The following is a 26716-nucleotide window of genomic DNA, read 5'->3' as shown; positions in this document are numbered from 1 at the left end:
CGGCCGTGACGGGCTCGACGCCATTTCGGAAGCGACGCTTCCGTAAATCCGGCGGTCAGGCGGAGACGCAGGCGGCAGCCACGGACCCGGAAACGGGTCCTGGGGCCTCCGGCGGCTCGGCCCTCGAGAAGACTGCCGTGCCCAGCGATACCGCCGCGGCGGTGCCGTCGGTCACGGACGCTGACGAACAGCCCCGGCACCGGTCCGGGGCACGTCCGGTGCAAGCCGTCAGGAACGGTGTGCGCAAGGGCGGCGAGAGCGCGAAGGCCGCCGCCCTGTACATCACCGACTGGATCATCGAGAACGCACCGCGCGTTCCGGTCCGGGACCTCGCGACCCTGCGCAGGCAGTTCCCGGACCTGGGTCCCGATCAGCTTGCCGACAAGCTGATCACCGGGGCCGCCAACGGCACCTCGACCGTGGGCGCGGGCATCGGCGCCGCGGCGATGCTGCCGGTTCCGCCCGCCATGCCGGCGGAGCTGGCCGCCGAGATCACCGGCGTGGCCGTGATCGAGCTGAAGCTCATCGCCGAACTCCACGAGGTCTACGGACTCCGCCCCGGCGGGAACCTGAAGGACCGCAGCCTCGCCTACCTCACGTCGTGGACGGAGGAGCGCGGGGTCGACCTGACCAAGCCGACGACGCTCAACGCGGCGCTGGGTGGTCAGATGAAGCGCGAACTGCGCCAACAGATCATGAAGCGGATGTTCCGCAGCCTGCCGAACCTGATGCCGTTCATGGTGGGCGCCGCCGTAGGCGCCGTCATGAACCGCCGGGACACCAGGAAAGTCGCCGAGAAGGTGCGTGGGGACCTGCGCGCCCGGGCCGTGCCGTGGGATGCCCTCCCGGCCCTCCCGCCCCTGGAGCGGCCCCCTGGGCCCCTTCCCGAGGCCGCCAGGGCCGCACTGGAAGGCCGCCCGATGCACCCCCGCGACTGAGCCGGTCCCCGAGGCGGGCCGGCCCGTGCCGTTCAAGCCCCGGCGGGGCCGCTCTTCGCCGCGCGGATCGCCGCCGACAGGGCCTGCGGCTCGCGGGTGGACAGGTACACGTACGGGGTCGGGTCCGCCGGGTCCGTCACCTCGACGCGGACCGCCGTCGGGACGTAGCTGCGCATCAGCATGAAGGCGCGGGTGTCGGCCTTGTACGTGCGCCAGGCGCGGGCCTCCTCCGCCTCCAGCACCTCGGGCTCGCCCAGGGCCGTCACCGGGATCCGGGCGGTGCCCGCCGCGAGGGAGCCGTTCACCACGCGCACGCGCGCGGAACCGTACGAACTGACCAGCAGCCCCGTCAGCGCCGTGCCGCCCACCAGCCCCGCGAGCAGCGGCGTCGTCCCGAGCGGGAACAGCATCAGCGCGCACGCGATGCCGGCCAGCACGGCGATGCCCCACCAGGAGCGGGGGGCGGACAGGCGTTCGTCGTGGTGCGCGGGGGAGAGCTGCATACGGGCAAGCCTGCCACGAGGCGACCGGCGGGTAGCCGCGCGGGTAAGGTCAGCGGCTGTGAGTGGACGAAACACAGCGTTGACGCCCCCGGCCGACGCCGCCGCACCGGTCCGGCACCCCGACGCACCGGCCCCCGGCGAGCTCCTCGGCGCGCACTACGAGCACTGTTTCGGCTGCGGCGGGGGACAGCCGCACGGCCTCCACCTGGAGGCCCGCGCCGGCGAGGGCGTCCGCGTCACCGCGGAGTTCACCGTGAAGCCCGCTCATCAGGGTGCACCCGGCCTCGCCCACGGCGGCGTCCTGGCCACCGCGCTCGACGAGACGCTGGGCTCCCTGAACTGGCTGCTGCGCGTCATAGCCGTGACCGGCCGCCTGGAGACCGACTTCGTCCGCCCCGTGCCCGTGGACACCGTGCTGTACCTGGAGGCGGAGGTCACCGCCGTGGCCGGGCGGAAGATCTACTCCAGCGCCGTCGGCCGCACAGGCGGCCCGCAGGGCCCGGTCGCGGTGCGCGCCGACGCCCTGTTCATCGAAGTGAAGGTCGACCACTTCATCGACAACGGTCGGCCCGAGGAGATCCGGGCGGCGATGGCCGACCCGGACCAGGTCAGGCGCGCACGCGCCTTCGAGGTGAACCCCTGATGTCCCAGAACACCCATGCGCCCGTCGACGTGCTGATCCGCCGCGTCGACCCCGAGGTGCCCCTGCCCGCCTACGGTCACCCCGGCGACGCCGGCTGCGACCTGGTGACCACCGCGGCCGCGGAACTGGAGCCCGGGGAGCGGGCCGTCCTGCCCACCGGCGTCTCCATCGCCCTGCCCGACGGGTACGCCGCCTTCGTGCACCCCCGCTCCGGCCTGGCCGCACGCTGCGGGCTCGCGCTCGTGAATGCCCCGGGGACGGTGGATGCCGGGTACCGTGGGGAAATCAAGGTGATCGTGGTCAATCTCGACCCGCGCGAGAGCGTCAGGTTCGAGCGTTTCGACCGCATTGCCCAGCTGGTTGTCCAGCGGGTCGAGAAGGTGCGCTTCCACGAGGTGGAGGAGCTTCCCGGCTCGGCCCGGGCCGACGGGGGGTTCGGCTCCACCGGCGGTCATGCGGCCGTGGCCGGATCCGGCGCTGGTCAGCAGGGTGGGAATGGCTACGCTTCGGTCGTAACCGACCGGGAAGGACAGTGACGTGTTCGGACGTCGCAAGAAGAACGACTCCGTCAAGGACGGCGGCGCGGCCGAGCAGGTCGACGGCGTGCGCGCCGATGAGCCGGACGACGCCGGCGAGCCCGACTCCGCGAAGCCGCGCAGGATGAACCTGCCCCCGGCCCCGCGGCCCGACGGCCCGTGGGACGTCTCCGAGGTGCTCGGAAACCCGGCCGACGGCCGGGTCGACCTGGGCGGCATCCTCGTGCCCGGTGTCGAGGGCATGGAACTGCGCGTCGAGGTCGCCGGTGACGCGATCGTGGCCGCGACCGTGGTCCTCGGCGACAGCGCCGTGCAGCTGCAGGCCTTCGCCGCCCCCAAGAAGGAGGGCATCTGGGGCGAGGTCCGCGACGAGATCGCCTCGGGCATCACCCAGCAGGGCGGCATCATCGACGAGGTCGAGGGCCCCCTGGGCTGGGAACTGCGGGCCCAGGTGCCCGTACCCCTGCCGGACGGCCAGACCGGCGCCCAGCTGGTGCGCTTCGTCGGCGTCGACGGCCCCCGCTGGTTCCTGCGCGGCGTCATTTCCGGCCAGGGCGCGGTGCGCCCCGAGTCGGCCGGCGTGCTGGAGCAGATCTTCCGGGACACCGTCGTCCTGCGCGGCGACGGCCCCATGGCCCCGCGTGACCCGATCGTCCTGAAGCTGCCGAACGACGCCCAGATGGTGCCGGACGGCGTGCAGACGGCCGAGGACCAGGAGAGCTCCCGCTTCTCCGGCGGCATGGGCCAGCTGGAGCGCGGCCCGGAGATCACCGAGGTCCGCTGACCCCGCGAGCGGCAGACGACGGGCGGGTCCGGCTCCCTGCGGGGGCGGGGCCCGCCCGTCCGCGTACCGGGCGGGGCGGGCCCGTGCGGCCGGTCGCGTCCGCGTCAGGGTTGCGTCAGGGATGGGCGTACGGCGGGCCGTCAGTGCGTGAACGGCGGGAACGTCCCCGAGAATGAGCCCATGGGACGCGGCAGGCTAAGGATCTATCTCGGCGCGGCACCCGGTGTGGGCAAGACGTACGCGATGCTCTCGGAAGGCCACCGCCGGGTGGAGCGGGGCGGCGACTGCGTCGTGGGCTTCGTCGAACACCACGGGCGGCCGCGCACCGAGGTGATGCTGCACGGACTCGAACAGGTGCCGCGCAGGGAACTGGTCCACCGCGGCGCCGCCTTCACGGAGATGGACGTGGACGCGCTGCTCGCCCGCCGTCCCGCCGTCGCGCTGGTGGACGAGCTCGCGCACACCAACGTGCCCGGCTCGCGCAACGCCAAGCGCTGGCAGGACGTGGAGGAGCTCCTGCGGGCCGGCATCGACGTCGTGTCCACCGTGAACATCCAGCACCTGGAGTCCCTCGGGGACGTGGTCGAGTCGATCACGGGCGTGCGGCAGCGGGAGACCGTGCCGGACGAGGTGGTGCGGCGGGCCGACCAGGTCGAGCTGGTCGACATGTCCCCGCAGGCCCTGCGCCGCCGGATGGCGCACGGCAACATATACAAGCCGGACAAGGTCGACGCGGCCCTGTCCAACTACTTCCGGCCGGGCAACCTCACCGCGCTGCGCGAACTCGCGCTGCTGTGGGTGGCCGACCGGGCCGACGAGTACCTCCAGCAGTACCGGGGCGAGCACGACATCCGCTCCACCTGGCAGGCGCGCGAGCGGATCGTCGTCGGACTCACCGGCGGGCCGGAGGGGCGCACCCTGATCCGGCGGGCCTCCCGGATGGCCGCGAAGGGCTCCGGCAGCGAGATCCTGGCGGTCTACATCGCCCGCAGCGACGGCCTGACCTCGGCCTCCCCGAAGGAGCTCGCGGTCCAGCGGACCCTGGTCGAGGACCTCGGCGGAACGTTTCACCACGTCATCGGGGACAACATCCCGGAGGCGCTCCTCGCCTTCGCCCGCGGCGTCAACGCCACCCAGGTCGTCCTCGGCTCCAGCCGCCGCAAGGCCTGGCAGTACGTCCTCGGCCCCGGCGTCGGCGCGACCGTGGCCCGCGACTCGGGACCCGACCTCGACGTCCACATCGTCACCCACGAGGAGGTCGCCAAGGGGCGCGGACTGCCCGTGACCCGCTCGGCCGCCCGCCTCGGCAGGCCGCGCATCGTGGCGGGCTGGCTGGTCGGAGCGCTGTTCCCGGTCCTGCTGTGCCTCCTGCTGACCCACATCGACGCCGATCCCGGCCTCGCCAACGACATGCTGCTCTTCCTGGCGCTGACGGTGACGGCCGCGCTGCTCGGCGGACTCTGGCCCGCCCTCGCCTCCGCCGCCATCGGGTCCCTGCTGCTGAACTGGTTCTTCGCTCCCCCGCTGCACCGGCTCACCGTCTCCGACCCCCGGAACATCATGGCCATCGCGGTCTTCTTCGGGGTCGCCGTGTCGGTCGCCTCCGTGGTCGACCTCGCCGCCCGGCGCACCCACCAGGCCGCGCGGCTGCGCGCCGAGTCCGAGATCCTCTCCTTCCTGGCCGGGAGCGTGCTGCGGGGGGAGACCGCCCTGGACGCGCTGCTGGAGCGCGTACGGGAGACCTTCGCGATGGAGTCCGTGGCCCTGCTGGAGCGGCAGGGCGACGTCGAGCCCTGGACCCGGGCCGGGAGCGTCGGCCCCAGCCCGGCGGCCCGCCCCGAGGACGCCGACGTGGACATGCCGATCGGCGACCACATGGCGCTGGCCCTGTCCGGGCGGGTACTGCCCGCGGAGGACCGCCGGGTCCTCGGCGCCTTCGCCGCCCAGGCCGCCGTCGTACTGGACCGCCAGCGGCTGGTCGGGGAGGCCGAGGAGGCCCGCCGACTGGCCGAGGGCAACCGGATCCGGACCGCCCTGCTGGCCGCCGTCAGCCATGACCTGCGTACGCCGCTCGCCTCCATCAAGGCGTCCGTCAGCTCGCTGCGCTCCGATGACGTGGACTGGTCCGAGGAGGACCGCGCCGAACTGCTGGAGGGGATCGAGGACGGCGCCGACCGGCTCGACCACCTGGTGGGGAACCTGCTCGACATGTCCCGGCTCCAGACCGGGACCGTGACCCCGCTGATCCGGGAGATCGACCTCGACGAGGTGGTCCCGATGGCGCTGGGCGGCGTACCGGAGGACAGCGTGCTGCTCGACGTGCCCGAAACCCTGCCCATGGTGGCCGTGGACCCGGGGCTGCTGGAGCGCGCCGTGGCCAACGTGGTCGAGAACGCCGTCAAGTACAGCCCGCCCGGGCAGGCCGTGCTGGTCGCGGCCAGCTTCCTCGGCGACCGCGTCGAGGTGCGGGTCGTGGACCGCGGCCCCGGGGTCCCGGACGAGGCCAAGGACCGCATCTTCGCCCCCTTCCAGCGCTACGGCGACGCCCCCCGCGGCGCCGGAGTGGGCCTCGGGCTCGCGGTGGCCCGCGGCTTCGCCGAGGCCATGGACGGCAGCCTCGCCGCCGAGGACACCCCCGGGGGCGGACTGACCATGGTGCTCACCCTCCGCGCCGCCGGCCGGGACCGCCCGCCGCCGGACACTCCGCAGGCGGAGACCGGAACCGGAGCCGGACCCCTCCGCGTGGACACGGCAGCACACCCCGAACGACAGAAAGCAGGACCCCGATGACCCGGGTGCTCGTGGTGGACGACGAACCGCAGATCGTCCGGGCCCTCGTGATCAACCTCAAGGCGCGCAAGTACGAGGTCGACGCGGCCGCCGACGGAGCGGGCGCCCTGGAACTCGCGGCCGCCCGCCACCCCGACGTGGTCGTCCTCGACCTGGGCCTGCCCGACATGGACGGCATCGAGGTGATCAAGGGGCTGCGCGGCTGGACCCGCGTCCCGATCCTCGTCCTCTCCGCCCGCCACACCTCCGACGAGAAGGTCGAGGCCCTGGACGCGGGCGCCGACGACTACGTCACCAAACCCTTCGGCATGGACGAACTGCTCGCCCGGCTGCGCGCCGCCGTCCGCCGGGCCGAGCCCACCCCCGGCGCCGGGGAGGGCGAGGTCGTCGTGGAGACGGAGGGGTTCACCGTGGACCTGGCCGCGAAGAAGGCGGTGCGCGCGGGGCGCGACGTACGCCTCACCCCCACCGAGTGGCACCTGCTGGAGGTGCTGGTGCGCAACGGCGGCAAGCTCGTCAGCCAGAAGCAGCTCCTCCAGGAGGTGTGGGGGCCCTCCTACGGCACGGAGACCAACTACCTGCGCGTCTACATGGCCCAGCTGCGCCGCAAGCTGGAGGCGGACCCCTCGCACCCGCGGCACTTCATCACCGAACCGGGCATGGGATACCGCTTCGAGAGGTAGCGGGGGCGCCGGTACGCTTCCTGTATGAGTGCTGAACCGCGTCCCGAGAAGCCCGCGAAACCGGCCAGGCCGGCGGGCCGGTTCCGCCGGATGATAGAGCGGCTTTCCACCTCCCAGGAGGAGCTGCATTCGGCGGAACTGCAGGAGGACGCAGAAGCCGCGGGGTGCCTGCGGATCTGCGACTGCCACGACCGCCAGATAGTCAAGGTGACGGGAACCCTGCGTACCGTCACCCTGCGGCCGCGAGCGGGCGTACCGGCCCTGGAGGCGGAACTGTTCGACGGCTCGGCGGCACTCGACGTGGTGTGGCTCGGGCGTCGCTCGATCGTGGGAATCGAGCCCGGGCGGCGCATGATCGCCTCCGGGCGGATCTCGATGAGTCATGGGCGCCGGGTGCTCTTCAACCCGAAGTACGAACTCCGACCGCTCGGACAGGAGCACTGACGGTGACGTCACTCGACAAACCCACCCCGCCGGCCGCGCCGGAAGGCCCGTCGGCGGCCGACCAGAGCGCCGTGACCCAGGCGGCGCTCTTCGACGCCTTCGGCGGCATCCGGGGCACCGTGGAGACGATGCTCCCCGGCCTGCTCTTCGTGATGATCTACACGATCAACAAGGACGTGAAGCTGTCCGCCATCGCGGCGGGCGCGGTGGCCGTCCTCCTGGTGGTCGTGCGGCTGCTGCGCAAGGACACCGTCAAGCACGCCTTCAGCGGCGTCTTCGGCGTCGGCGTCGGCGTGGCCTTCGCGCTCTTCACCGGCAGCGCCAAGGGCTTCTACCTGCCCGGCATGATCTACGGCGCCGGCCTGGGCGTGGCCTTCACGGTCTCCGCGCTGGTCGGCTTCCCGCTGCTCGGCGTGGTCCTGGGGCCGGTGTTCAAGGAGAACCTGTCCTGGCGCACCCGCAATCCCGGACGGAAGAAGGCGTACACGAAGGCCAGCCTCGCCTGGGGCCTGATCTTCCTCGCCAAGTACGCGATCCTCTTCCCGCTGTACTGGTGGGGCGACGCCACCCAGCTCGGCTGGGTGCTGATCGCCCTGAAGCTCCCGCCGATGGTGCTGGCCGTGTACTTCACCTGGCTCTTCCTCGCGAAGGCGCCGCCGCCGATCGACGTGATCGCCGAGTACGAGGCCGAAGAGGCCGCGGAGAAGGCCGCCAAGGCCGCCGCCGCCCGGGAGCGCGGGGTCTGACCCGCGCCCGACCGTCACGCACGCCGAAGGGGCGGAGCAGCTGCGAAGCCGCTCCGCCCCTTCGGCGTGCGTGACGGCGTACGGGCAGGCCCGTACCGCTAGCGCACGCGGGCCTGCTTCCGGGCCTACTTCCGGGCCTGGAGGAGGTCCTCCAGCTGCTCCTCGCGGGCCTGGGCGGCCACGAACAGCAGCTCGTCACCGGGCTCCAGGGTCTCCTCGCCGTGCGGGGTGAGCACCCGGTTGCCGCGGATGATCGTGACCAGCGAGGTGTCCTCGGGCCAGGCGATCTCGCTGATCTGGGTGCCCGCGACCGAGGAGTCGGGCGGAAGGGTCAGCTCGACCAGGTTGGCGTCGCCGTGGCTGAAGCGCAGCAGCCGCACCAGGTCGCCGACGCTGACGGCCTCCTCGACCAGGGCGGACATCAGGCGGGGCGTGGAGACGGCGACGTCGACGCCCCAGGACTCGTTGAAGAGCCACTCGTTCTTCGGGTTGTTCACGCGCGCCACGACCCGGGGGACCCCGTACTCGGTCTTGGCGAGCAGGGAGACGACCAGGTTGACCTTGTCGTCCCCGGTGGCGGCGATGACCACGTTGCAGCGCTGGAGGGCCGCCTCGTCGAGCGAGGTGATCTCGCAGGCGTCGGCCAGCAGCCACTCCGCCTGCGGCACCCGCTCCACCGAGATGGCGGTCGGCGCCTTGTCCACGAGGAGGACCTCGTGGCCGTTCTCCAGCAGCTCGCCCGCGATGGAGCGGCCCACGGCGCCGGCTCCGGCGATCGCGACCCTCATGCGTGTGCCTCCTCAGGCCCCTCGGCGAAGGCCGCCTCTACCTTGTCGATCTCGTCCGTGCGCATCATCACGTGGACGAGGTCGCCCTCCTGGAGGACGGTCTGCGAAGTCGGCAGCATCGCCTCGCCCAGGCGGGTGAGGAACGCGACACGGACCCCGGTCTCCTCCTGGAGCCGGCTGACCTTGTGACCGATCCACGCCTCGGAGGCGTGCACCTCCGCGAGCTGCACACCGCCGCTCGGGTCGCGCCACAGGGGCTCGGCGCCCGACGGCAGCAGCCGGCGGAGCATCTGGTCGGCGGTCCACCGTACGGTCGCCACGGTGGGGATGCCGAGCCGCTGGTACACCTCGGCGCGCTTGGGGTCGTAGATGCGGGCGGCGACGTTCTCGACGCCGAACATCTCCCGTGCCACGCGCGCTGCGATGATGTTGGAATTGTCACCGCTGCTGACCGCCGCGAAGGCCCCCGCGTCCTCGATCCCGGCCTCTCGCAGCGTGTCCTGGTCGAAGCCCACCCCGGTGACGCGGCGGCCGCCGAACGATGCTCCGAGCCGGCGGAATGCGGTGGGGTCCTGGTCGACGACGGCGACCGTATGCCCCTGCTGTTCCAGGGTCTGCGCGAGGGCAGAGCCCACTCTTCCGCAGCCCATAATGACGATGTGCACGGCCGTCCTTCCGGCTGACAGCGGCTCGCTGGTTTCCAGCCTCATTGCATGCTCTGGCTAAACAGGGTCTCAGACCATGGCCCAAGCTACACACGGGCGGTCACCAGTGTGACCATTTGGGGTCCAGGCGGCACTTCATTGCCCCGAGAAGGGGCGGGGGGTTCGTCAGCCCGATTTCGAACGCTTACGATCCTCTGCGTGTCCAAACTGACCGACGTGCCCAAACGGATCCTGATCGGCCGGGCGCTGCGCAGCGACCGCCTCGGGGAAACGCTCCTCCCCAAGCGGATCGCCCTGCCCGTGTTCGCATCCGACCCGCTCTCCTCCGTGGCATATGCCCCGGGCGAGGTGCTGCTGGTCCTGTCGATCGCGGGCGTGTCGGCGTACCACTTCAGCCCCTGGATCGCGGTCGCGGTCGTCGTGCTGATGTTCACCGTGGTCGCCTCCTACCGGCAGAACGTCCACGCGTATCCCAGCGGCGGCGGCGACTACGAGGTTGCCAACACCAACCTCGGCCCCAAGGCCGGCCTCACGGTGGCGAGCGCCCTGCTCGTCGACTACGTCCTCACCGTGGCCGTGTCGATCTCCTCCGGAGTCGAGAACCTCGGCTCGGCCGTCGATTTCGTCATCGAGCACAAGGTGCTCTCGGCGATGGTCATGATTCTGCTGCTCACGCTGATGAATCTGCGCGGAGTGAAGGAATCCGGGAACCTCTTCGCGATTCCCACCTACATCTTCGTCGGCGCCGTCTTCGTCATGATCGCCTACGGCGCCTTCCGGGGCATCGTCCTCGACGACACGATGAAGGCCCCCACCGCCGACCTGGAGATCAAACCCGAGCACCAGGGACTGGCCGGATTCGCCCTCGTCTTCCTGCTGCTGCGCGCCTTCTCCTCCGGCTGCGCCGCCCTCACCGGCGTCGAGGCCATCAGCAACGGCGTCCCCGCCTTCCGCAAGCCCAAGAGCAAGAACGCGGCCACCACCCTCGCCCTCATGGGCGCGCTGGCCGTCACCATGTTCTGCGGCATCATCGGCCTGGCCATGGCCACCAACGTGCGGATGGCGGAGAACCCGGCCGCCGACCTCCTCCAGGACGGCGTCCCGGTCGGCTCCGAGTACGTCCAGCACCCGGTGATCTCCCAGGTCGGAGAGGCGGTCTTCGGCGAAGGCAGCTTCCTGTTCATCGTGCTCGCGGCGGCCACCGCGCTCGTCCTCTTCCTGGCCGCCAACACCGCCTACAACGGCTTCCCGCTGCTCGGCTCGATCCTCGCCCAGGACCGCTACCTGCCGCGCCAGCTCCACACCCGCGGCGACCGGCTCGCCTTCTCCAACGGCATCGTGCTCCTCGCCGGCGCCGCCATGCTGCTGGTGTGGCTCTACGACGCCGACTCCACCAAGCTGATCCAGCTCTACATCGTCGGCGTGTTCGTCTCCTTCACGCTGAGCCAGATCGGCATGGTCCGGCACTGGAACCGCCACCTGCGCACCGAGCGCGACCCCGCCGCCCGCCGGCGGATGCACCGCTCGCGGGCCATCAACACCTTCGGTGCCTTCTTCACCGGCATGGTGCTGGTCGTCGTCCTCGCCACGAAGTTCACCCACGGCGCCTGGGTCGCCCTGCTGGGCATGGTGATCTTCTACGGAACGATGACCGCGATCCGCAAGCACTACGACCGGGTGTCCGCGGAGATCGCCGCCGCCGAAGGCCCCAGCGACGACAGCGTGCGCCCCTCGCGGGTCCACTCGATCGTCCTGGTCTCCAAGGTCCACAAGCCCACGCTGCGCGCCCTCGCCTTCGCCAAGCTGACCCGCTCGGACACCCTGGAAGCGCTCAGCATCAGCGTCGACCCGGCCGAGACCAAGGCCCTGAAGGCCGAGTGGGAGCGGCGCGGCATCAACGTCCCGCTCAAGATCCTCGACTCGCCCTACCGCGAGATCACCCGGCCGGTCGTCGAGTACGTGAAGGGCCTGCGCAGCGAGAACCCGCGCGACGCCGTCAGCGTCTACATCCCCGAGTACGTCGTCGGCCGCTGGTACGAGCACCTCCTCCACAACCAGAGCGCGCTGCGGCTCAAGGGCCGGCTGCTCTTCACGCCCGGCGTGATGGTCACCTCCGTGCCCTACCAGCTGGAGTCCTCGGAGCTCGCGAAGCGGCGGGCCAAGAAGCGGCAGGACTGGAACGCCCCGGGCGCCGTGCGCCGCGGACCGGTCGACACCCCGCGCCCGCCCCGGAAGGACCCGGCGGGCAAGTAGCGGCGGGGCCCGCCGCGGGTGGTGAACGGCCGGACGAGATCCACGTAAACTGGTGGGTCGGTCGTCCGGCCGTTTTCCTTTGATCTCCTGGAGCCTCCCCACCATGACCGAGCAGAACGAGAAGCAGTCACTGGTCGGGGAGGAGTACGAGGTCGAGGTCGGTCCCGTCGCGCACGGAGGCCACTGCATCGCCCGTACCGAAGGGGGCCGGGTCCTGTTCGTCCGTCACACCCTGCCCGGCGAGAAGGTCGTCGCGCGCGTGACGGAGGGCGACGAGGACTCCCGCTTCCTGCGCGCCGACGCCGTCACCGTCCTGGACGCCTCCAAGGACCGGGTTCCGGCGCCCTGCCCGTACGCCGGCCCCGGCAAGTGCGGCGGCTGCGACTGGCAGCACGCCAAGCCGGGCGCCCAGCGCCGGCTCAAGGGCGAGGTCGTCGCCGAGCAGCTGCTGCGGCTCGCCGGCCTCACCCCGGAGGAAGCCGGCTGGGACGGCACCGTCATGCCGGCCGAGGGCGACAAGCTGCCCGCCGGACAGGTGCCGCAGTGGCGCACCCGGGTGCAGTTCGCCATCGACGAGGACGGCAACGCCGGCCTGCGCAAGCACCGCTCGCACGACATCGAGCTGATCGACCACTGCATGATCGCGGCGCCGGGCGTCTCGGAACTCGGCATCGAGAAGCAGGACTGGCCCCAGATGGCGTCGGTGGAGGCCATCGCCGCCTCCGGCTCCTCCGACCGCCAGGTCGTCCTCACCCCGCGCCCGGGCGGCCGGCTCCCGCTCGTCGAACTGGACCAGCCCGTCTCGGTCCTGCGTGTCGAGGAGAAGGACGGCGGCGTCCACCGCGTCCACGGCCGCCCCTTCGTGCGCGAGCGCGCGGACGGCCGTACCTACCGCGTCGGCATGGGCGGCTTCTGGCAGGTCCACCCCCAGGCCGCCGACACCCTGATCAAGGCCGTCATGCAGGGCCTGATGCCGCGCAAGGGCGAGATGGCCCTCGACCTCTACTGCGGCGTCGGCATCTTCGCGGGCGCCCTCGCGGAGCGCCTCGGCGAGACCGGCGCCGTACTCGGCATCGAGTCGACGAAGCGCGCCGTCGAGGACGCCCGGCACAACCTGGCGGACTTCCCCCGGGTCCGGATCGAACAGGGCAAGGTCGAGCAGATCCTCCCGAAGACCGGCATCACCGAGTGCGACCTGGTCGTCCTCGACCCCCCGCGCGCCGGCGCCGGCAAGCAGACCGTCCGCCACATCGCGGGCCTCTCCGCCCGCCGCATCGCCTACGTGGCCTGCGACCCGGCCGCCCTGGCCCGCGACCTCGGCTACTTCAAGGACCACGGCTACAAGGTCCGCACCCTCCGCGTCTTCGACCTCTTCCCGATGACGCACCACGTGGAGTGCGTGGCGATCCTGGAGCGGGTGGCGAAGGACGCCTGATCTGGGGTTTCTTCACTCGCTTGAGCTGTTCCCCCAGCGCAACAGGTGAAGCGCGGGGCTAGTTTGCGATGCCGTATGCCGAGGGCGTTCCCAGAAGCCTGGGCCTGGGCCTGGGAAGCCTCCCTGGAGGTCCGGCAGCTCGGCGAGTTGCCGGGCTGCCGCCCGGTTGGCTCCCGTTTTCGTTGCTGGCGGCTGGATGGCCACGGAGCCGTGCGGCGCCGGCCGGGGTCAGTGGTCTACCGGGAGGCCCGTGGGTTCCTTGATGCGCTTCATGATGATCTGGGAGTTGACCTCCGTCACGCCCGAGAGGGCCGTGAGCTGTTCGATCCACAGGCGTTCGTACGCGCGCAGGTCCGCGACCGCGATGCGCAGGAGGCAGCCGGGGCTGCCGAAGAGGCGGTAGGCCTCGATGACGTCCGGGATGTCGTGGAGCGCGGCCTCGAAGGCCTCGACGGCCGCCCGGTCGCGGCGGACCTCGACGGACACCAGGACCTCGAAGCTGCGGCCCACCGCCTCGGGGTCGATCACGGCCCGGTAGCCCTGGATCACCCCGTCCTCCTCCAGCTGGCGGACCCGGCGCATGCAGGGGGAGGGGGTCAGTCCCACCCGCTGGGCGAGTTCCTGGTTGCTGAGCCGGCCGTCCTTCTGTAGCTCGCGCAAGATTTCTCGGTCGATGGCGTCCATGGCGCAATTATCACCCACCCAATGTTGCGGGCGCGGGTGAAGAGGCAATCTCATTGCGCGTAGATCTCACTATCATTGCCATGAATGGAATGTCTGTACGAGACCTCGTGAGGGAAGGGTGGCCATGGGACGCATCGTCGTCATCAGCACCGGCGGAACGATCGCCAGCCGGTGGATGGGTTCCGGTTTCGCCGCGGAGGCCGACGGCCGCGAGGTGATGGCCACGGCGCCGCTGCCCGAGGGCATCACGGTCGAGGTCGTGGACCTGTTCCGCGTGAACAGCCCCCGGCTCACCACCGCCCATCAGCTCACCCTGCTGCGCACCGTCCACGAGGTACTCGCCGACCCCGGCGTGGACGGCGTCGTCGTCACGCACGGCACCGACACCCTGGAGGAGTCGGCGTTCCTCGTCGACCTCCACCACCACGACGCCCGCAGCGTCGTCTTCACCGGCTCGCAGCTGCCCATGGGTTCCGCCGACGGTGACGGTCCCGGCAACCTCTACGACGCCCTGCTCACCGCGGCCACCACGCGCGGCCTCGGTGTCCTGATCTCCTTCGCGGGCCGGGTGCACGCGGCCCGCGGCACCGTCAAGACGCAGGCCGTCGACCTGGACGCCTTCGCCGACCCCTCGAAGGAACTCCTCGGGAAGATAGGTTTCGGCAAGGTCACCATGCTCCGCAGCCCGCAGCGTCCGGCCCCGCTCGCGCTGCCCGCGATGCCGGAGCTGCCGCCGCGCGTGGACATGGTCATGCACCACGCCGACGGTGACGCCCTGCTGCTGAACACCTCCGTCGAGGCGGGCGCCCGGGGCATCGTCCTGGTGGGCACCGGCGCCGGGAACGCCACCCCCGAGATCGTGGACGCGGTGGCCGGGGCCGTCGCCCGCGGCGTGCTCGTCGCGCTGACCACCCGCGTCGCGGCCGGCCCCGTCACCGAGATCTACACGCACGGCGGCGCCGTCGACCTCGTCGCGGCCGGAGCCGTCCCGACCGGGACGCTGCGGGCCGGACAGGCCCGGATCGCCGTGCTCTCCGCCCTGCTCGCCGGATCCGACCAGGCCGAGCAGACCCGGATCCTGCGCCGCACCCTGGCCGCCGAGGACCCGGCGCTGGCCTCGGCCTGACCCGCCCGGGAAGGCCCGGGGCCCGCAGGCCCCGGGGCTCCGGTCAGGCTCCGCCGAAGGCGCCGAGGATGCGGTCCGCCGCCGAGGTGGCCGTCACCGTACCCGCCCGGACCTCGGCTTCGAGGCCCGGCGCCAGTTCCCGTACGGCCGGGTCCGCGCGGAGCCGCTCCAGCAGTTCGTCGCGGACCATCGACCAGGTCCACTCCACCTGCTGCGCGGCCCGCTTGGCCGCCAGCCGGCCGCCCGCCTCCAGTAGCGTCCGGTGCTGTTCCAGGCGGTTCCACACCTCGTCCAGGCCGGCCGACTCCCGCGCGCTGCACGTCAGTACGGGCGGGGTCCAGGCGGAGTCGGCGGGGTGCATCAGGCGCAGCGCGCCCGCCAGTTCGCGGGCGGCAGCCTTCGCGTCCCGTTCGTGGGGGCCGTCGGCCTTGTTCACGGCGAGGACGTCCGCCAGCTCCAGGACGCCCTTCTTGATGCCCTGCAACTGGTCGCCGGTGCGCGCCAGGGACAGCAGGAGGAAGGAGTCGACCATCCCCGCGACGGTGGTCTCGGACTGGCCCACACCGACCGTCTCGACCAGGACCACGTCGTAGCCGGCCGCCTCCATCACGATCATCGACTCGCGGGTGGCCTTGGCGACCCCGCCCAGCGTGCCCGCCGAGGGGGAGGGCCGCACGAAGGCGGCCGGGTCGACGGCGAGGCGCTCCATGCGGGTCTTGTCGCCGAGGATGGAGCCGCCCGTCCGGGTCGAGGACGGGTCCACCGCGAGGACGGCCACGCGGTGGCCCAGCCCGGTGAGCATCGTGCCGAACGCGTCGATGAACGTGGACTTGCCCACCCCCGGCACCCCGCTGATGCCGATCCGCCGGGCGTGCCCCGCGTGCGGCAGCAGCCGGGTCAACAGGCTCTGGGCCAGGGCGCGGTGGTCCGCCCGGGTGGACTCGACGAGGGTGATGGCGCGCGCGATGTGCGCGCGCTTCCCGTCGAGCACGCCCTTCACGTACACGTCGATGTCGATCTTCGGGGGCATCCGCGCGGCCGCCTACAGCTCGTGGCCCAGTTCCGCGGCCAGCCGCGTCACCAGGTCGTGGGCCGCGTCGGGGATCACGGTGCCCGGCGGGAACACCGCCGTCGCGCCCATCTCCAGCAGGGTCGGGACGTCCGCGGGCGGGATGACCCCGCCGACGACGATCATGATGTCCTCGCGTCCCTCCTCGGCGAGCTGCTCGCGCAGCGCCGGTACGAGGGTCAGGTGGCCGGCCGCCAGCGACGAGACGCCCACGACGTGGACGTCCGCCTCGACGGCCTGGCGGGCCACCTCCGCCGGGGTCTGGAACAGCGGGCCGACGTCCACGTCGAAGCCCAGGTCGGCGAAGGCCGTCGCGATGACCTTCTGGCCGCGGTCGTGGCCGTCCTGGCCCATCTTGGCGACCAGGATGCGCGGACGCCGCCCCTCCGCCTCCTCGAACCGGTCGACGAGGGCGCGGGTGCGCTCCACGGACGGGGACTCGCCTGCTTCCATGCGGTACACACCCGAGATCGTACGGATCTGGCTCGCGTGGCGCCCGTACACCTTCTCCAGGGCGTCGGAGATCTCACCGACCGTGGCCTTCGCGCGCGCCGCGTCCACGGCCAGGGCCAGCAGGTTGCCCTCGCCGCTGCCGGCCGCGTGGGTCAGGGCCCGCAGGGTGTCCTGCGTGACGGCCTCGTCGCGCTCCTCGCGCAGCCGGCGCAGCTTGGCGATCTGCTGGGCGCGGACCGAGGAGTTGTCGACCTTGAGGACGTCGATCTCCTCGTCGGTGGCCACCCGGTACTTGTTCACGCCGATCACCGGCTGGCGGCCGGAGTCGATGCGGGCCTGCGTCCGGGCCGCGGCCTCCTCCACCCGCAGCTTCGGGATGCCCGCGTCGATGGCCTGCGCCATGCCGCCCGCGGCCTCGACCTCCTCGATGTGCTGCCAGGCCCGCCGCGCGAGGTCGTAGGTCAGCTTCTCGACGTAGGCGCTGCCGCCCCAGGGGTCGATGGAGCGGCAGGTGCCCGACTCCTGCTGGAGCAGCAGCTGGGTGTTGCGCGCGATGCGGGCGGAGAAGTCGGTGGGCAGCGCGAGGGCCTCGTCGAGGGCGTTGGTGTGCAGCGACTGGGTGTGCCCCTGGGTCGCCGCCATCGCCTCGATGCAGGTGCGGGTGACGTTGTTGAACACGTCCTGCGCGGTCAGCGACCAGCCCGAGGTCTGCGAATGGGTGCGCAGTGACAGGGACTTGGCGTTCTTCGGGTCGAACTGCTTGACCAGGCGCGCCCACAGCAGGCGGGCCGCGCGGAGCTTCGCGACCTCCATGAAGAAGTTCATGCCGATCGCCCAGAAGAACGACAGGCGCGGCGCGAACGCGTCCACGTCCAGCCCGACGGCTTGACCCGCCCGCAGGTACTCCACGCCGTCGGCGAGGGTGTACGCGAGTTCCAGGTCGGCCGTGGCGCCGGCTTCCTGGATGTGGTAGCCGGAGATGGAGATCGAGTTGTAGCGGGGCATCTTCTGCGAGGTGAACGCGAAGATGTCCGAGATGATCCGCATCGAGGGCTTGGGCGGGTAGATGTAGGTGTTGCGGACCATGAACTCCTTGAGGATGTCGTTCTGGATGGTCCCGGCGAGTTTGTCGGGGGAGACGCCCTGCTCCTCCGCCGCCACGATGTACAGGGCGAGGACCGGCAGCACCGCGCCGTTCATCGTCATCGACACCGACATCTTGTCCAGCGGGATCCCGTCGAACAGCTGCCGCATGTCGTAGATCGAGTCGATCGCCACGCCCGCCATGCCCACGTCGCCCGTGACGCGCGGGTGGTCGCTGTCGTACCCGCGGTGCGTGGGCAGGTCGAACGCGACCGACAGGCCCTTCTGGCCCGAGGCCAGGTTGCGCCGGTAGAAGGCGTTGGACTCCTCGGCGGTGGAGAAACCGGCGTACTGACGGATCGTCCAGGGCTGGTTGACGTACATCGTCGGATAGGGCCCGCGCAGGTACGGGGCCACGCCCGGGTACGTCGCCAGGAAGTCCAGGCCCTCCAGGTCCCGCCCGGTGTACAGCGGCTTCACGCCGATGCCCTCGGGCGTCTCCCACAGCAGGTCGCCCGTGGCGTTCCCGGTGGACTCCTTCACCGCGGCGCGCCACTGGTCCTCGGTGACCGGGGCGGACGGCCCGCCGCCGAGCGCGAGTTCGGAGAAATCGGGGATGCTCAAGACGAGACTCCCATCCGGTCGAGTACGGAGGACAGCACGGCGACCGCGTCACAGCCGGCGAAGACGTACTCGTCCACGGCCTGTTCGGCGGTACCGGGCCTGCCCGCGAGGAACACCGTCGTCGCGCCCGCCGAGCGCAGGGCCGCGGCGACCGCGTCCGCCTGCTCCTCGTACAGCGCGTCGCTGGAGCAGAGCACCGCCATGCCGTCGGCGCCGCTCGCCGCATAGGCCGCGGCGGCCGTATCCGGATCCACGGAGACCGGGTCGTGGACGGGTTCGATGCCGCCGGCCTGGAACAGGTTGGAGGCGAAGGTGGCCCGCGCGGTGTGCGCGGCCGCGGGGCCGAGCGCGGCGAGGAAGATCCGCGGGCGGGACCCGGTCGCGGCCAGGTGGGCGTCGCTGCGGGCGCGCAGCGCCTCGTACGCCTCGTCGCGCCGGACCCGGGGCAGACCGCCGGCCGCAGCCGGCGGCAGGGGTTCGCGTACGACGGGCTTCTCCGACAGCAGCGGGAACTCGCTGACGCCGGTGATCGGTTCGCGGCGGGTCGCGAGCTTCTTCGAACGGGCCGCCCAGGTGGCGGCGAGGCGCTCGGCCACCAGCCCCGAGCGCAGCGCGGCCTCCTGGCCGCCCGCCTTCTCGACGGTCCGGAAGAACTCCCAGGCGGCGTGCGCGAGTTCGTCGGTCAGCCGCTCGACGTAGTACGAACCGCCGGCCGGGTCGATGACCCGGGCGAGGTGGGACTCCTCCACCAGCACGGTGGAGGTGTTGCGGGCGATGCGCCGGGCGAAGGCGTCCGGCAGGCCCAGCTCGCTGTCGAAGGGGAGCACGGTGACGGAGTCCGCGCCGCCCACGCCGGCCGCCATGCAGGCCACGGTGGTGCGCAGCATGTTCACCCACGGGTCGCGGCGGGTCATCATCACCGGCGAGGTGACCGCGTGCTGCCGCTGCGCTCCGGCCTGCGGGCTGCCGCAGGCTTCGGCGACGCGGGCCCACAGGCGGCGGGCGGCGCGCAGCTTGGCGATGGTCAGGAACTGGTCGGCGGTCGCGGCGTAGCGGAACTCGATCTGTCCGAACGCGGCGTCGGTGGCGAGTCCGGCCCCGGTCAGGGCCCGCAGGTAGGCGACCCCGGTGGACAGCGACAGGCCGAGTTCCTCGGCGGCGCTGCCCCCCGCCTCGTGGAAGGGGAGGGCGTCGACGGTCAGGGCGCGGACCCCGGGCCAGGCGGCTGCCGTGTCCCGGGCCAGCGCGGCGGCCGCGGGCAGGTCGAGGGGCTCGCCGGTGCGGGCCTCGTGGCCCAGCGGGTCGATGCCGAGCGAGGCGCGGGCGTCCTGCGGGGACACCCCGCGCTCCGCGAACAGGGCGAGCAGCGCGCTGACGGCGGCCGGGTACGCGGCTCCCGCGTCCAGGGCGACCGGGGCGAGGTCGAGGTAGACCCCGTCCAGGGCCCGGCCCAGTTCCTCGGCGGGCAGGCCGCCCGGGCCGACGGTCAGCCACAGGGAGGTGGTGCCGTTCTCCAGGTCCGCGAGGGCCGCCTCGTTCACCCGTACGGGGTCGCCGCCCGCGATCCGCTGGCGCACGTCCCAGCCGGAGGCCGTGGTGCCCTCGGGGGTGCCGCCGCGGACGAAGGGCGCGAAACCGGGGAAACCGGTGCCGTCACCGTCCCCGTCGTCCGGGCGTGCCGTGTACAGCGGGCGGGTGATGAGCCCGTCCTCGAGTTTCGTGGACAGCGCTGCTTCCGCTGCCTCGCCGGAGACTTCCTTGCCCGACTTTCGCAGTACGCCTTCCACCAGGCGCTGCCACTGCTCATGCGTCGCGTCAGGAAACTCGGCGGCCAGGGAGAGCCCGTCGTCAGGCAGGACCGTCATGGCTCGAATGCTAGGGGGGCCGCTCATGCGAGACCATAACCGCCGGATGTGATCTCGCACTCCCAGGTCAGACCGGGGTCGGTGCGGCGCGGAGGGCGGCCCGGGCCGGGCACCGGCGGGTTCCGGCCACGCCCGGGAGGCGTTCGCCGAGGGGACGTCAGGCGCAGGTGTGGCGGCCCGGGTCCTGGAACAGCGGACCCAGCAGTACGGTCGCGGCGGCCTGGGGGAGTACGGCGGGTCCGGCGCGCGGGGCGATGATCCGTCCGGGCTCGTCGCACACGTGGGACTGGCCGGTCGCCGCCGCCCGGATCTCGTCGAGGTACCCCTCGTGCAGGACGCTGGACAGTTCGGTGACCACCATGACCGCGGGGTTGAACACGTCGAGGAGCAGTGCGGCCGCCCGCCCCACGGCCCGGGCGCGCTCGCGCAGCAGCCGGTCCGCGCGGGGATCGCCCGCGGCGGCGGCGTCGACGAGCAGCGGGACGGACGGATCGGGGACGATCCCGCGCCGCACGGCCTCGGCGCCGAGCGCGGTGTCGGAGGCGGTCGCCTGGAGGCAGCCGGTACGTCCGCACGCGCAGGCCGCCCGGGACTCGGGCACCGGCAGGTGGGCCACGTCGCCCGCGGCCGACCCGGGGCCCTGGTGGACGGTCCCCTCGATCCCGAAGGCGGCGTCCACCACGTTGCCGATGAAGAGGTGGACCAGGCTGCGGCGGGCTTCCGGGGGGCCGTAGAGGATCTCGGCGCGCGCGACGGCCCGGGCGTGGTTGTCCACCCGCACCGGCAGGCCGAGCGCCCGGGACAGGTCCGCGGCCAGCGGCATCTGCCGCCACCCGAGCGCCGGATGCCGTACGACGGTCCCGGTGTCGGGCCGGACCCAGCCGCCGAGCGCGGCGCCTACGCCGAGCAGGGGGCGGCCGGTGTCGAACCGCTCCAGGAACGCGGCGAGTTCCCGCGCGATGCGGCCCGGCAGCCGGGGATCGGCGGGATCCGGGTAGGGGAAGGCGCGCCGGGCGAGCACCTCCCCGCGCAGGTCGACGAGGCTGAACGTGGAGGCGGGCACCCCGATGTGCAGGCCGGCCGCGACCGGACCGCCGACGGCACCGGTGTGCAGGTCCAGCGGGATCCGCGGCCGGCCCGAGGCGGTGGGCCCGGCGGGTTCGGGGAGCTCGCGCAGCAGGCCGCCGCGCAGCAGCCCGGTGGTCTGCCGGGACACCGCGGCGGGGCTCAGCCCGCACAGTTCCGAGATCCCGCTGCGCGCCACGGGCCCGTGCTCCAGCACGGTCCGCAGCACGGTGGCGGCGTTGGCGGCCCCGCGCCGGTCGCCGGTCCTGTCTGTCACGGGGCCTCCTCGGGCGCAGCGGTGCGTATCCCCGATCATGCCGGACCGGGTACCGGCCGGTCCGTGGCGGCCGCATTGCGGGACCGTGAAATCCGGCCACCGTTTTCGGCCGCCGCGGGGTGTCGCAAGGGTTGCGCGGGGTCCGGGAAAAGCCAGGTCAGGGCGGGTGGTGAGGGTGGGGCGCGGGCCGGATCCGGCGCCCGGGGGCGGGGGTTGACCCCGGGCGGGGGCGCTGACAGGCTCCGGGACATGTCCGCGAACGAACGCCCCGCCCCGCGGCTCCGCACCTCCGGCCCCTGTACCGCGCCGGACGGGTGTCCGGGCCGCTGTCCGGCCCGCCGCCGCGCCTGAGCGCAGGCCCCGAGCCCCCGCCGGTACGCCGCTACGGTCCGCCCGGCCGGTCCGGTGCCCGCCGGTCCGCTACCGCCAGGCCCTGCCGGGCCGACCGTCCGGGTCGGCCCGACCGGTCCCGGCGGGATCCGGTCCGGGGTGGTGGTCCGGTCCCCGTGACCGGCGCCGCGTGATCCGGTCCCCGTGATCCGGTCCCCGTGATCCGGACCGGGCGGGATCCGGCGCCCCGCGCTACCCGTGGGAGCCGTCCGGTTCCGTCGCCGCGCAGGGGCCCGTCCGCCCCGCCGGTGCCGCCGGGAGTCCGCCCGGGCCCCCGCACCCCGTCTCCGCCGGCCTCCGCCCCGCCCCGTCGTCCTCCTGCTCCGCGTGCGCCGCCGCCCGGCGCGCTGTGTTCCCGTACCGCCATTTCTTCCGCTGCGGAAATAATTCTCCGCTGCTCTGACCAGGGAGTTCTCATGACCACCGCACTCCGTACCACCGTCACCAAGATCGGCGGCCGCATCGGTGCCGAGATCGGCGGCGTCCGGCTCGGCGGCGACCTCGCCCCCGAGACCGTCGCCGAGATCCGCTCCGCGCTCCTCGCCCACAAGGTCGTCTTCTTCCGCGGCCAGGACCACCTCGACGAGGCCGGCCACGAGGCCTTCGCCCAGCTCCTCGGCACCCCCGTCGCGCACCCCACCGTCCCCTCCGCCGACGGCCGCTACGCCCTCGGCATCGACTCCCACCACGGCGCCCGCGCCAACCAGTGGCACACCGACGTCACCTTCGTCCCCGCCTACCCGGCCTTCTCCATCCTGCGCGCCGTCACCATCCCCCCGTACGGCGGCAACACCCTCTGGGCCAACACCGCCACCGCCTACTCCCACCTCCCCGAGCCGCTGCGCGCCCTCGCGGACGGCCTGCGCGCCCTCCACTCCAACGCCTACGACTACGCCGCCCTCAGGCCGGACGCGCTCCCCGAGGCCCTCGCCCAGTACCGCGAGGTGTTCACCTCCACCGAGTTCCTCACCGAGCACCCCGTGGTCCGCGTCCACCCCGAGACCGGCGAACGCACCCTGCTCCTCGGCAACTTCGTCCAGCGCATCCAGGGCCTCACCGGCCGCGACTCCCGCATCCTGCTGGACCTCTTCCAGGCCCACGTCGAAAGCCCCGAGAACACCGTCCGCTGGCAGTGGCGGGACGGGGACGTCGCCATCTGGGACAACCGCGCCACCCAGCACTACGGCGTCGACGACTCCGACGACCACGAGCGCACGCTGCGCCGCGTCACCGTCGACGGCGACGTCCCGGTCGGCCCCGACGGCGCCCCCTCCCGCCTGATCAGCCCGGAGACCGTCCCCGACCCCGCCTTCGGCATCCCCTCCGGCGCCTCGACGGCCGCCACCGCCTGATCACCGGGCACCGTCCCCGAACCCGAAGACCCCGAACGCCGCCGCCAAGGAGCCTCCGTGCCCAAGCTGCTCGCCCTCACCGGCAGTCCCTCCGCCCAGTCCCGCACCGCGGTCGTCGCCGACCACGTCCTGCGCCGCCTCTCCCACGCCGGGTTCGAGACCTCGCACCTCGCCGTGAGCACCCTCCCCGCCGCCGACCTCCTCTCCGCCCGCCGCGGCGAGCCGGAGATACGCCGCGCCCTGGAAGCCGTCGCCGAGGCCGACGGCCTGGTGATCGCCACCCCGGTCTACAAGGCCTCGTACACCGGCCTGCTCAAGGCCTTCCTCGACCTGCTCCCGCAGGACGGCCTGGCCGGCAAGACCGTCCTGCCGCTCGCCACCGGCGGCAGCCTGGCCCACGTCCTGACCATCGACTACGCCCTGCGTCCGGTCCTCGCCGCCCTCGGCGCCCGGCACGTCACCGCGGGCCGCTTCGTCCTCGACTCCTCCGTCGAGCGCGGCAACGGCCCCGACCGGCTGCTCCCCGAGGCGGAACTCGACCTCTTCCAGGCCGTCGACGAGTTCGCCGACGCCCTCCGCGCCGTCCGGACCCCCGCCGCCGCCCTCACCGCCGCCCCGTAAGCCCGTACCCCCGCACCCCGTACGAACCGACAAGGACCCGCCATGCCCGCAGCCTTCACCTCGACGACCACCTCCCGGCGCCAGTTCCTCACCCTGCTCGGCATCTCGGCGGCCGCGGTGAGCTGCGGCACGGCCACCGCCAACGGCGGGTCCGGGTCCGGCAAGCAGGTCACCACCCTCAAGTACCAGGGAGCCGTCGGCTCGGTCACCCTCCCCGAACTCGCCGCGGACCTCGGGTACCTGGGCGACGTCAGCCTCGAATGGGTCGGCAACACCATCAGCGGCCCGCAGGACATCCAGTCCGCGGCCACCGGCCAGACCCACTTCGGCAGCGCCTTCAACGGGGCGGTCATCAAACTGGCCGCGGGCAAGGCCCCCATCAAGGCCGTCGTCTCCTCCTACGGCTCCGACCAGTACTCCTACGGCGGCTACTTCGTCCTGGAGGACAGCCCGATCCGCTCCGCCCGGGACCTGATCGGGAAGAAGGTCGGCATGAACACCCTGGGGGCCCACTACCAGGCCCTCCTCGACATCTACCTCAGCCGCGGCGGCCTCTCCAAGGCGGACGCGGCCAAGGTGGAGGCCCTGGTCGTGCCGCCCGTCAACACCGAGCAGTCCCTGCGGCAGAAGCAGATCGAGGTCGGGGTGCTCACCGGCGTCCTGCGCGACAAGGCCCTGGCGACCGGAGGCATCCGCCCGCTGTTCACCGACGTCGAACTGCTCGGCCCCTTCAGCGCCGGCACCTACGTGATGACCGAGCGGTTCATCAAGCAGAACCCGGACACCGTACGGGCCTTCGCGACCGGAGTCGCCAAGGCCATCGAATGGTCCCGCACCACCCCGCGCGAAGAGGTCGTCGCCCGGATGACGGAGATCGTCAAGAAGCGCGGCCGCAACGAGGACACGGCGACGCTCCAGTACTGGCGGTCCTTCGGGGTCGCCGAGACGGGCGGCCGGATATCCGACAAGGAGTTCCAGCTCTGGCTGGACTGGCTCGGCGAGCGCGGCGAGATCAAGGCGGGCCAGCTCAAGGCCGGCGACCTCTACACCAACGAGTTCAACGGTTTCGGGAAGGGCTGACGGCCATGGCGAAGATCGTGTTCGAGTCGGTCACCAAGACCTTCCCGACGAAGGACAAGAAGCGCAAGGAGGAGTTCACCGCCCTCGACGGCATCGACCTGGAGATCGAGGCCGGCGAGTTCGTGGTCGTCGTGGGCCCCAGCGGCTGCGGCAAGTCCACCCTCCTGGACCTCCTCGGCGGCCTCACCCGGCCCACCTCCGGACGGATCCTGCTGGACGGCAAGCCGGTCACCGGGCCCGGCCTGGACCGGGGCATCGTCTTCCAGCAGTACGCGCTGCTGCCGTGGCGCACCGCCCTCGGCAACGTCGAGTTCGGCCTGGAGGCCACCGGCGTACCGCGCCGCCAACGGGCCGCCAGGGCGCGGGAGTTCCTGGACCTGGTCGGTCTCACCGGCTTCGAGGACCGGCACCCGCACGAACTGTCGGGCGGCATGCGCCAGCGCGTCGCCATCGCCCGCTCGCTGGCCTACGACCCGGACGTCCTGCTGATGGACGAGCCCTTCGCCGCACTCGACGCACAGACCCGCGAGTCCCTCCAGGACGAGCTGCGCCGCATCTGGCAGAGCACCGGCAAGACGGTCGTCTTCATCACCCACGGCATCGAGGAGGCGGTCTACCTCGGACAGAAGGTCGCCGTCATCACCTCCCGCCCCGGCCGGGTCAAGGAGGTCGTGCCGGTCTCCTTCGGCGACCGCGCCACCGGCGCCACCGGAGAGGACCTGCGCTCCAGCCCCGAGTTCGCCCGCTACCGCCACGAGATCTGGACCCTCCTCCACGACGAAGTGGCCCGCGCCCAGCAATTGGAGAAGGAAGAGGCCACGGTATGACCACGGGAACCGAAACCCCCGCCCCCGCCGCTGCCCAGGCCGCGACGGACCGGGCCGTGACCACGGCGCCCGCGCCCCCGCGTCCGCGACATCCCGCGGCGGCTCCGGTCCGTCCGGCGGGCAAGGACACCGGGGCCGTCCGGAAACCGTCCGCGGCGGCGACCGCCCTGCGCCGGCTGCGGGCCGCCCTGCTGCGGTCGGCGGCGGTCCTCGCCCTCGTCGCGGTGTGGGAGACCGCGCCCCGGCTCGGCCTGGTCGACGCGACGTTCCTGCCGCCGGTCAGCGAGGTCGCCGTCGCCTGGTGGGAGCTCCTCGGGGACGGCCAGCTCGGCGAGCACGTACGGGCCAGCCTCACCCGCTCCTTCGGCGGCTTCGCCATCGCGGTGGCCGTGGCCGTGCCGCTCGGGCTGCTGATCGGCTGGTACCGGCCCGTCGCGGCGTTCCTCGGCCCGCTGCTGGAGCTGTTCCGCAACACGGCGGCGCTCGCCCTGCTGCCGGTGTTCGTCCTGCTGCTCGGCATCGGCGAGACCTCGAAGGTGTCCATCGTCGTCTACGCCTGCGTGTGGCCGATCCTGCTGAACACCATCAGCGCCGTCGGCAACGCCGATCCCACGCTGGTCAGACTGGCCCGTTCGATGGACCTGTCCACACCGAGGCTGTTCCAGAAGGTGATCCTGCCGTCGTCCGTGCCGGCCATCTTCACCGGGATCCGCCTCGCCGGAGCCGTGTCCATCCTCGTCCTCGTGGCCGCCGAGATGATCGGCGCCAAGGCGGGCCTCGGCTACCTGATCAACGCCTCGCAGTTCAACTTCGCCATCCCGCAGATGTACGCGGGGATCGTCACCATCTCCGCCATCGGCGTGGCCTTCAACCAGGTCCTGGTCACGATCGAACGCCGCCTCAGCACCTGGCGCGTCCCGGCCTGACCCCCGCACCCCAGGCCCGGGGCCGGGCTCCCCGCACCCCGGGGTCCGGCCCCGGCCCTGGCCCCG

24 protein-coding genes are annotated in these 26716 nt (G+C 72.5%); 16 read left to right on the top strand and 8 right to left on the bottom strand.

The window, feature by feature from the left end:
• Positions 1-5: 5 nt before the first annotated feature.
• Positions 6-938 (top strand): hypothetical protein, encoded by a 933-nt coding sequence (locus AC07B0_RS28285; RefSeq protein ID WP_356874366.1) that lies wholly within the window; start codon positions 6-8, stop codon positions 936-938.
• 32 nt (positions 939-970) lie between these two features.
• Here the strand turns inward: AC07B0_RS28285 and AC07B0_RS28280 are convergent, their stop codons facing one another.
• Positions 971-1441 carry a DUF3093 domain-containing protein gene (locus tag AC07B0_RS28280; RefSeq protein ID WP_356874368.1) on the bottom strand — a complete coding sequence of 157 codons (471 nt, stop codon included), beginning with the start codon at positions 1439-1441 and terminating at the stop codon, positions 971-973.
• A gap of 58 nt (positions 1442-1499) precedes the next feature.
• On the opposite strand from AC07B0_RS28280, the gene AC07B0_RS28275 reads away from it, so the two are divergent.
• The 7 genes from AC07B0_RS28275 to AC07B0_RS28245 all read left to right on the top strand — a co-directional run bounded on the left by AC07B0_RS28275 (position 1500) and on the right by AC07B0_RS28245 (position 8067).
• Complete coding sequence (locus AC07B0_RS28275; RefSeq protein ID WP_356874370.1) at positions 1500-2084, top strand: PaaI family thioesterase; 585 nt, start codon at positions 1500-1502, stop codon at positions 2082-2084.
• On the top strand, positions 2084-2620 hold the full coding sequence (dut, locus tag AC07B0_RS28270) for a dUTP diphosphatase (RefSeq protein WP_356874372.1): 537 nt from the start codon (positions 2084-2086) through the stop codon (positions 2618-2620). The genes AC07B0_RS28275 and dut overlap by 1 nt, the downstream gene beginning before the upstream one ends.
• 1 nt (position 2621) lies before the next feature.
• A complete protein-coding gene (locus tag AC07B0_RS28265; protein WP_356874374.1) occupies positions 2622-3404 on the top strand; it encodes a DUF3710 domain-containing protein in 783 nt (260 codons plus the stop codon).
• Positions 3405-3584: 180 nt separating this feature from the next.
• Complete coding sequence (locus AC07B0_RS28260; RefSeq protein WP_478899166.1) at positions 3585-6194, top strand: DUF4118 domain-containing protein; 2610 nt, start codon at positions 3585-3587, stop codon at positions 6192-6194.
• Positions 6191-6877: a response regulator gene (locus AC07B0_RS28255; protein ID WP_356874378.1), complete on the top strand. Its 687-nt coding sequence runs from the start codon at positions 6191-6193 to the stop codon at positions 6875-6877. The genes AC07B0_RS28260 and AC07B0_RS28255 overlap by 4 nt, the downstream gene beginning before the upstream one ends.
• Before the next feature lie 24 nt (positions 6878-6901).
• The gene (locus AC07B0_RS28250; RefSeq protein ID WP_356874380.1) at positions 6902-7321 is read left to right on the top strand and encodes an OB-fold nucleic acid binding domain-containing protein; all 420 of its coding nucleotides are present in this window, start codon (positions 6902-6904) and stop codon (positions 7319-7321) included.
• 2 nt (positions 7322-7323) lie between these two features.
• Positions 7324-8067, top strand: coding sequence for a DUF3159 domain-containing protein (locus AC07B0_RS28245; protein WP_356874382.1), 744 nt, complete (start codon positions 7324-7326; stop codon positions 8065-8067).
• A gap of 125 nt (positions 8068-8192) precedes the next feature.
• Here AC07B0_RS28245 and AC07B0_RS28240 read toward each other — a convergent pair whose 3' ends face one another.
• Both AC07B0_RS28240 and AC07B0_RS28235 read right to left on the bottom strand, forming a co-directional pair.
• Positions 8193-8855: a potassium channel family protein gene (locus AC07B0_RS28240; RefSeq protein WP_356880918.1), complete on the bottom strand. Its 663-nt coding sequence runs from the start codon at positions 8853-8855 to the stop codon at positions 8193-8195.
• On the bottom strand, positions 8852-9520 hold the full coding sequence (locus tag AC07B0_RS28235; protein ID WP_356880920.1) for a potassium channel family protein: 669 nt from the start codon (positions 9518-9520) through the stop codon (positions 8852-8854). Before AC07B0_RS28235 ends, AC07B0_RS28240 begins: the two co-directional genes overlap by 4 nt.
• 198 nt (positions 9521-9718) lie before the next feature.
• Between AC07B0_RS28235 and AC07B0_RS28230 the strand changes: the two genes are divergently transcribed.
• Both AC07B0_RS28230 and AC07B0_RS28225 read left to right on the top strand, forming a co-directional pair.
• Positions 9719-11773: an APC family permease gene (locus AC07B0_RS28230; RefSeq protein WP_356880922.1), complete on the top strand. Its 2055-nt coding sequence runs from the start codon at positions 9719-9721 to the stop codon at positions 11771-11773.
• A gap of 103 nt (positions 11774-11876) precedes the next feature.
• Positions 11877-13208, top strand: coding sequence for a class I SAM-dependent RNA methyltransferase (locus tag AC07B0_RS28225; RefSeq protein WP_356880924.1), 1332 nt, complete (start codon positions 11877-11879; stop codon positions 13206-13208).
• Positions 13209-13436: 228 nt separating this feature from the next.
• On the opposite strand, the gene AC07B0_RS28220 is transcribed toward AC07B0_RS28225, so the two are convergent.
• Positions 13437-13892 (bottom strand): Lrp/AsnC family transcriptional regulator, encoded by a 456-nt coding sequence (locus AC07B0_RS28220; RefSeq protein ID WP_356880926.1) that lies wholly within the window; start codon positions 13890-13892, stop codon positions 13437-13439.
• A 124-nt stretch (positions 13893-14016) separates the two neighbouring features.
• On the opposite strand from AC07B0_RS28220, the gene AC07B0_RS28215 reads away from it, so the two are divergent.
• Positions 14017-15018 carry an asparaginase gene (locus AC07B0_RS28215; RefSeq protein ID WP_356880928.1) on the top strand — a complete coding sequence of 334 codons (1002 nt, stop codon included), beginning with the start codon at positions 14017-14019 and terminating at the stop codon, positions 15016-15018.
• A 43-nt stretch (positions 15019-15061) separates the two neighbouring features.
• Here the strand turns inward: AC07B0_RS28215 and meaB are convergent, their stop codons facing one another.
• The 4 genes from meaB to AC07B0_RS28195 all read right to left on the bottom strand — a co-directional run bounded on the left by meaB (position 15062) and on the right by AC07B0_RS28195 (position 21493).
• Complete coding sequence (meaB, locus tag AC07B0_RS28210) at positions 15062-16048, bottom strand: methylmalonyl Co-A mutase-associated GTPase MeaB (RefSeq protein WP_469379402.1); 987 nt, start codon at positions 16046-16048, stop codon at positions 15062-15064.
• Between the two features lie 12 nt (positions 16049-16060).
• Positions 16061-18247 carry a methylmalonyl-CoA mutase gene (gene scpA / locus AC07B0_RS28205; protein WP_356880932.1) on the bottom strand — a complete coding sequence of 729 codons (2187 nt, stop codon included), beginning with the start codon at positions 18245-18247 and terminating at the stop codon, positions 16061-16063.
• Entirely contained in the window at positions 18244-20112 is a 1869-nt protein-coding gene (locus AC07B0_RS28200; RefSeq protein ID WP_478899165.1) for a methylmalonyl-CoA mutase family protein, read from the bottom strand. Before AC07B0_RS28200 ends, scpA begins: the two co-directional genes overlap by 4 nt.
• A gap of 157 nt (positions 20113-20269) precedes the next feature.
• The gene (locus tag AC07B0_RS28195; protein ID WP_469379396.1) at positions 20270-21493 is read right to left on the bottom strand and encodes an ROK family protein; all 1224 of its coding nucleotides are present in this window, start codon (positions 21491-21493) and stop codon (positions 20270-20272) included.
• A 767-nt stretch (positions 21494-22260) separates the two neighbouring features.
• On the opposite strand from AC07B0_RS28195, the gene AC07B0_RS28190 reads away from it, so the two are divergent.
• The 5 genes from AC07B0_RS28190 to AC07B0_RS28170 are packed head-to-tail and all read left to right on the top strand — an operon-like array spanning position 22261 to position 26650.
• Positions 22261-23196: a TauD/TfdA dioxygenase family protein gene (locus AC07B0_RS28190; protein WP_478899164.1), complete on the top strand. Its 936-nt coding sequence runs from the start codon at positions 22261-22263 to the stop codon at positions 23194-23196.
• Positions 23197-23253: 57 nt separating this feature from the next.
• Complete coding sequence (gene ssuE / locus AC07B0_RS28185) at positions 23254-23817, top strand: NADPH-dependent FMN reductase (protein WP_356880940.1); 564 nt, start codon at positions 23254-23256, stop codon at positions 23815-23817.
• A 42-nt stretch (positions 23818-23859) separates the two neighbouring features.
• The gene (locus AC07B0_RS28180) at positions 23860-24897 is read left to right on the top strand and encodes an ABC transporter substrate-binding protein (RefSeq protein WP_478899163.1); all 1038 of its coding nucleotides are present in this window, start codon (positions 23860-23862) and stop codon (positions 24895-24897) included.
• Between the two features lie 5 nt (positions 24898-24902).
• The gene (locus AC07B0_RS28175; protein WP_356880944.1) at positions 24903-25724 is read left to right on the top strand and encodes an ABC transporter ATP-binding protein; all 822 of its coding nucleotides are present in this window, start codon (positions 24903-24905) and stop codon (positions 25722-25724) included.
• Complete coding sequence (locus AC07B0_RS28170) at positions 25721-26650, top strand: ABC transporter permease (protein WP_478899162.1); 930 nt, start codon at positions 25721-25723, stop codon at positions 26648-26650. The genes AC07B0_RS28175 and AC07B0_RS28170 overlap by 4 nt, the downstream gene beginning before the upstream one ends.
• Positions 26651-26716 lie beyond the last annotated feature (66 nt).

The organism is Streptomyces sp. NPDC044704 (assembly GCF_056433525.1).
Note: the sequence above shows the minus strand (reverse complement) of the source record. Positions and strands in the feature narration are given on the sequence as shown.

Bases quoted from the DNA above. Each gene is read 5' to 3' on its own strand.
- AC07B0_RS28280 (WP_356874368.1), bottom strand. From the start codon at position 1,441: ATGCAGCTCTCCCCCGCGCACCACGACGAACGCCTGTCCGCCCCCCGC.
- dut (WP_356874372.1), top strand. From the start codon at position 2,084: ATGTCCCAGAACACCCATGCGCCCGTCGACGTGCTGATCCGCCGCGTC.
- AC07B0_RS28260 (WP_478899166.1), top strand. From the start codon at position 3,585: ATGGGACGCGGCAGGCTAAGGATCTATCTCGGCGCGGCACCCGGTGTG.
- AC07B0_RS28255 (WP_356874378.1), top strand. From the start codon at position 6,191: ATGACCCGGGTGCTCGTGGTGGACGACGAACCGCAGATCGTCCGGGCC.
- AC07B0_RS28250 (WP_356874380.1), top strand. From the start codon at position 6,902: ATGAGTGCTGAACCGCGTCCCGAGAAGCCCGCGAAACCGGCCAGGCCG.
- AC07B0_RS28240 (WP_356880918.1), bottom strand. From the start codon at position 8,855: ATGAGGGTCGCGATCGCCGGAGCCGGCGCCGTGGGCCGCTCCATCGCG.
- AC07B0_RS28225 (WP_356880924.1), top strand. From the start codon at position 11,877: ATGACCGAGCAGAACGAGAAGCAGTCACTGGTCGGGGAGGAGTACGAG.
- AC07B0_RS28220 (WP_356880926.1), bottom strand. From the start codon at position 13,892: ATGGACGCCATCGACCGAGAAATCTTGCGCGAGCTACAGAAGGACGGC.
- AC07B0_RS28215 (WP_356880928.1), top strand. From the start codon at position 14,017: ATGGGACGCATCGTCGTCATCAGCACCGGCGGAACGATCGCCAGCCGG.
- meaB (WP_469379402.1), bottom strand. From the start codon at position 16,048: ATGCCCCCGAAGATCGACATCGACGTGTACGTGAAGGGCGTGCTCGAC.
- AC07B0_RS28200 (WP_478899165.1), bottom strand. From the start codon at position 20,112: ATGACGGTCCTGCCTGACGACGGGCTCTCCCTGGCCGCCGAGTTTCCT.
- AC07B0_RS28195 (WP_469379396.1), bottom strand. From the start codon at position 21,493: ATGATCGGGGATACGCACCGCTGCGCCCGAGGAGGCCCCGTGACAGAC.
- AC07B0_RS28190 (WP_478899164.1), top strand. From the start codon at position 22,261: ATGACCACCGCACTCCGTACCACCGTCACCAAGATCGGCGGCCGCATC.
- AC07B0_RS28180 (WP_478899163.1), top strand. From the start codon at position 23,860: ATGCCCGCAGCCTTCACCTCGACGACCACCTCCCGGCGCCAGTTCCTC.
- AC07B0_RS28175 (WP_356880944.1), top strand. From the start codon at position 24,903: ATGGCGAAGATCGTGTTCGAGTCGGTCACCAAGACCTTCCCGACGAAG.
- AC07B0_RS28170 (WP_478899162.1), top strand. From the start codon at position 25,721: ATGACCACGGGAACCGAAACCCCCGCCCCCGCCGCTGCCCAGGCCGCG.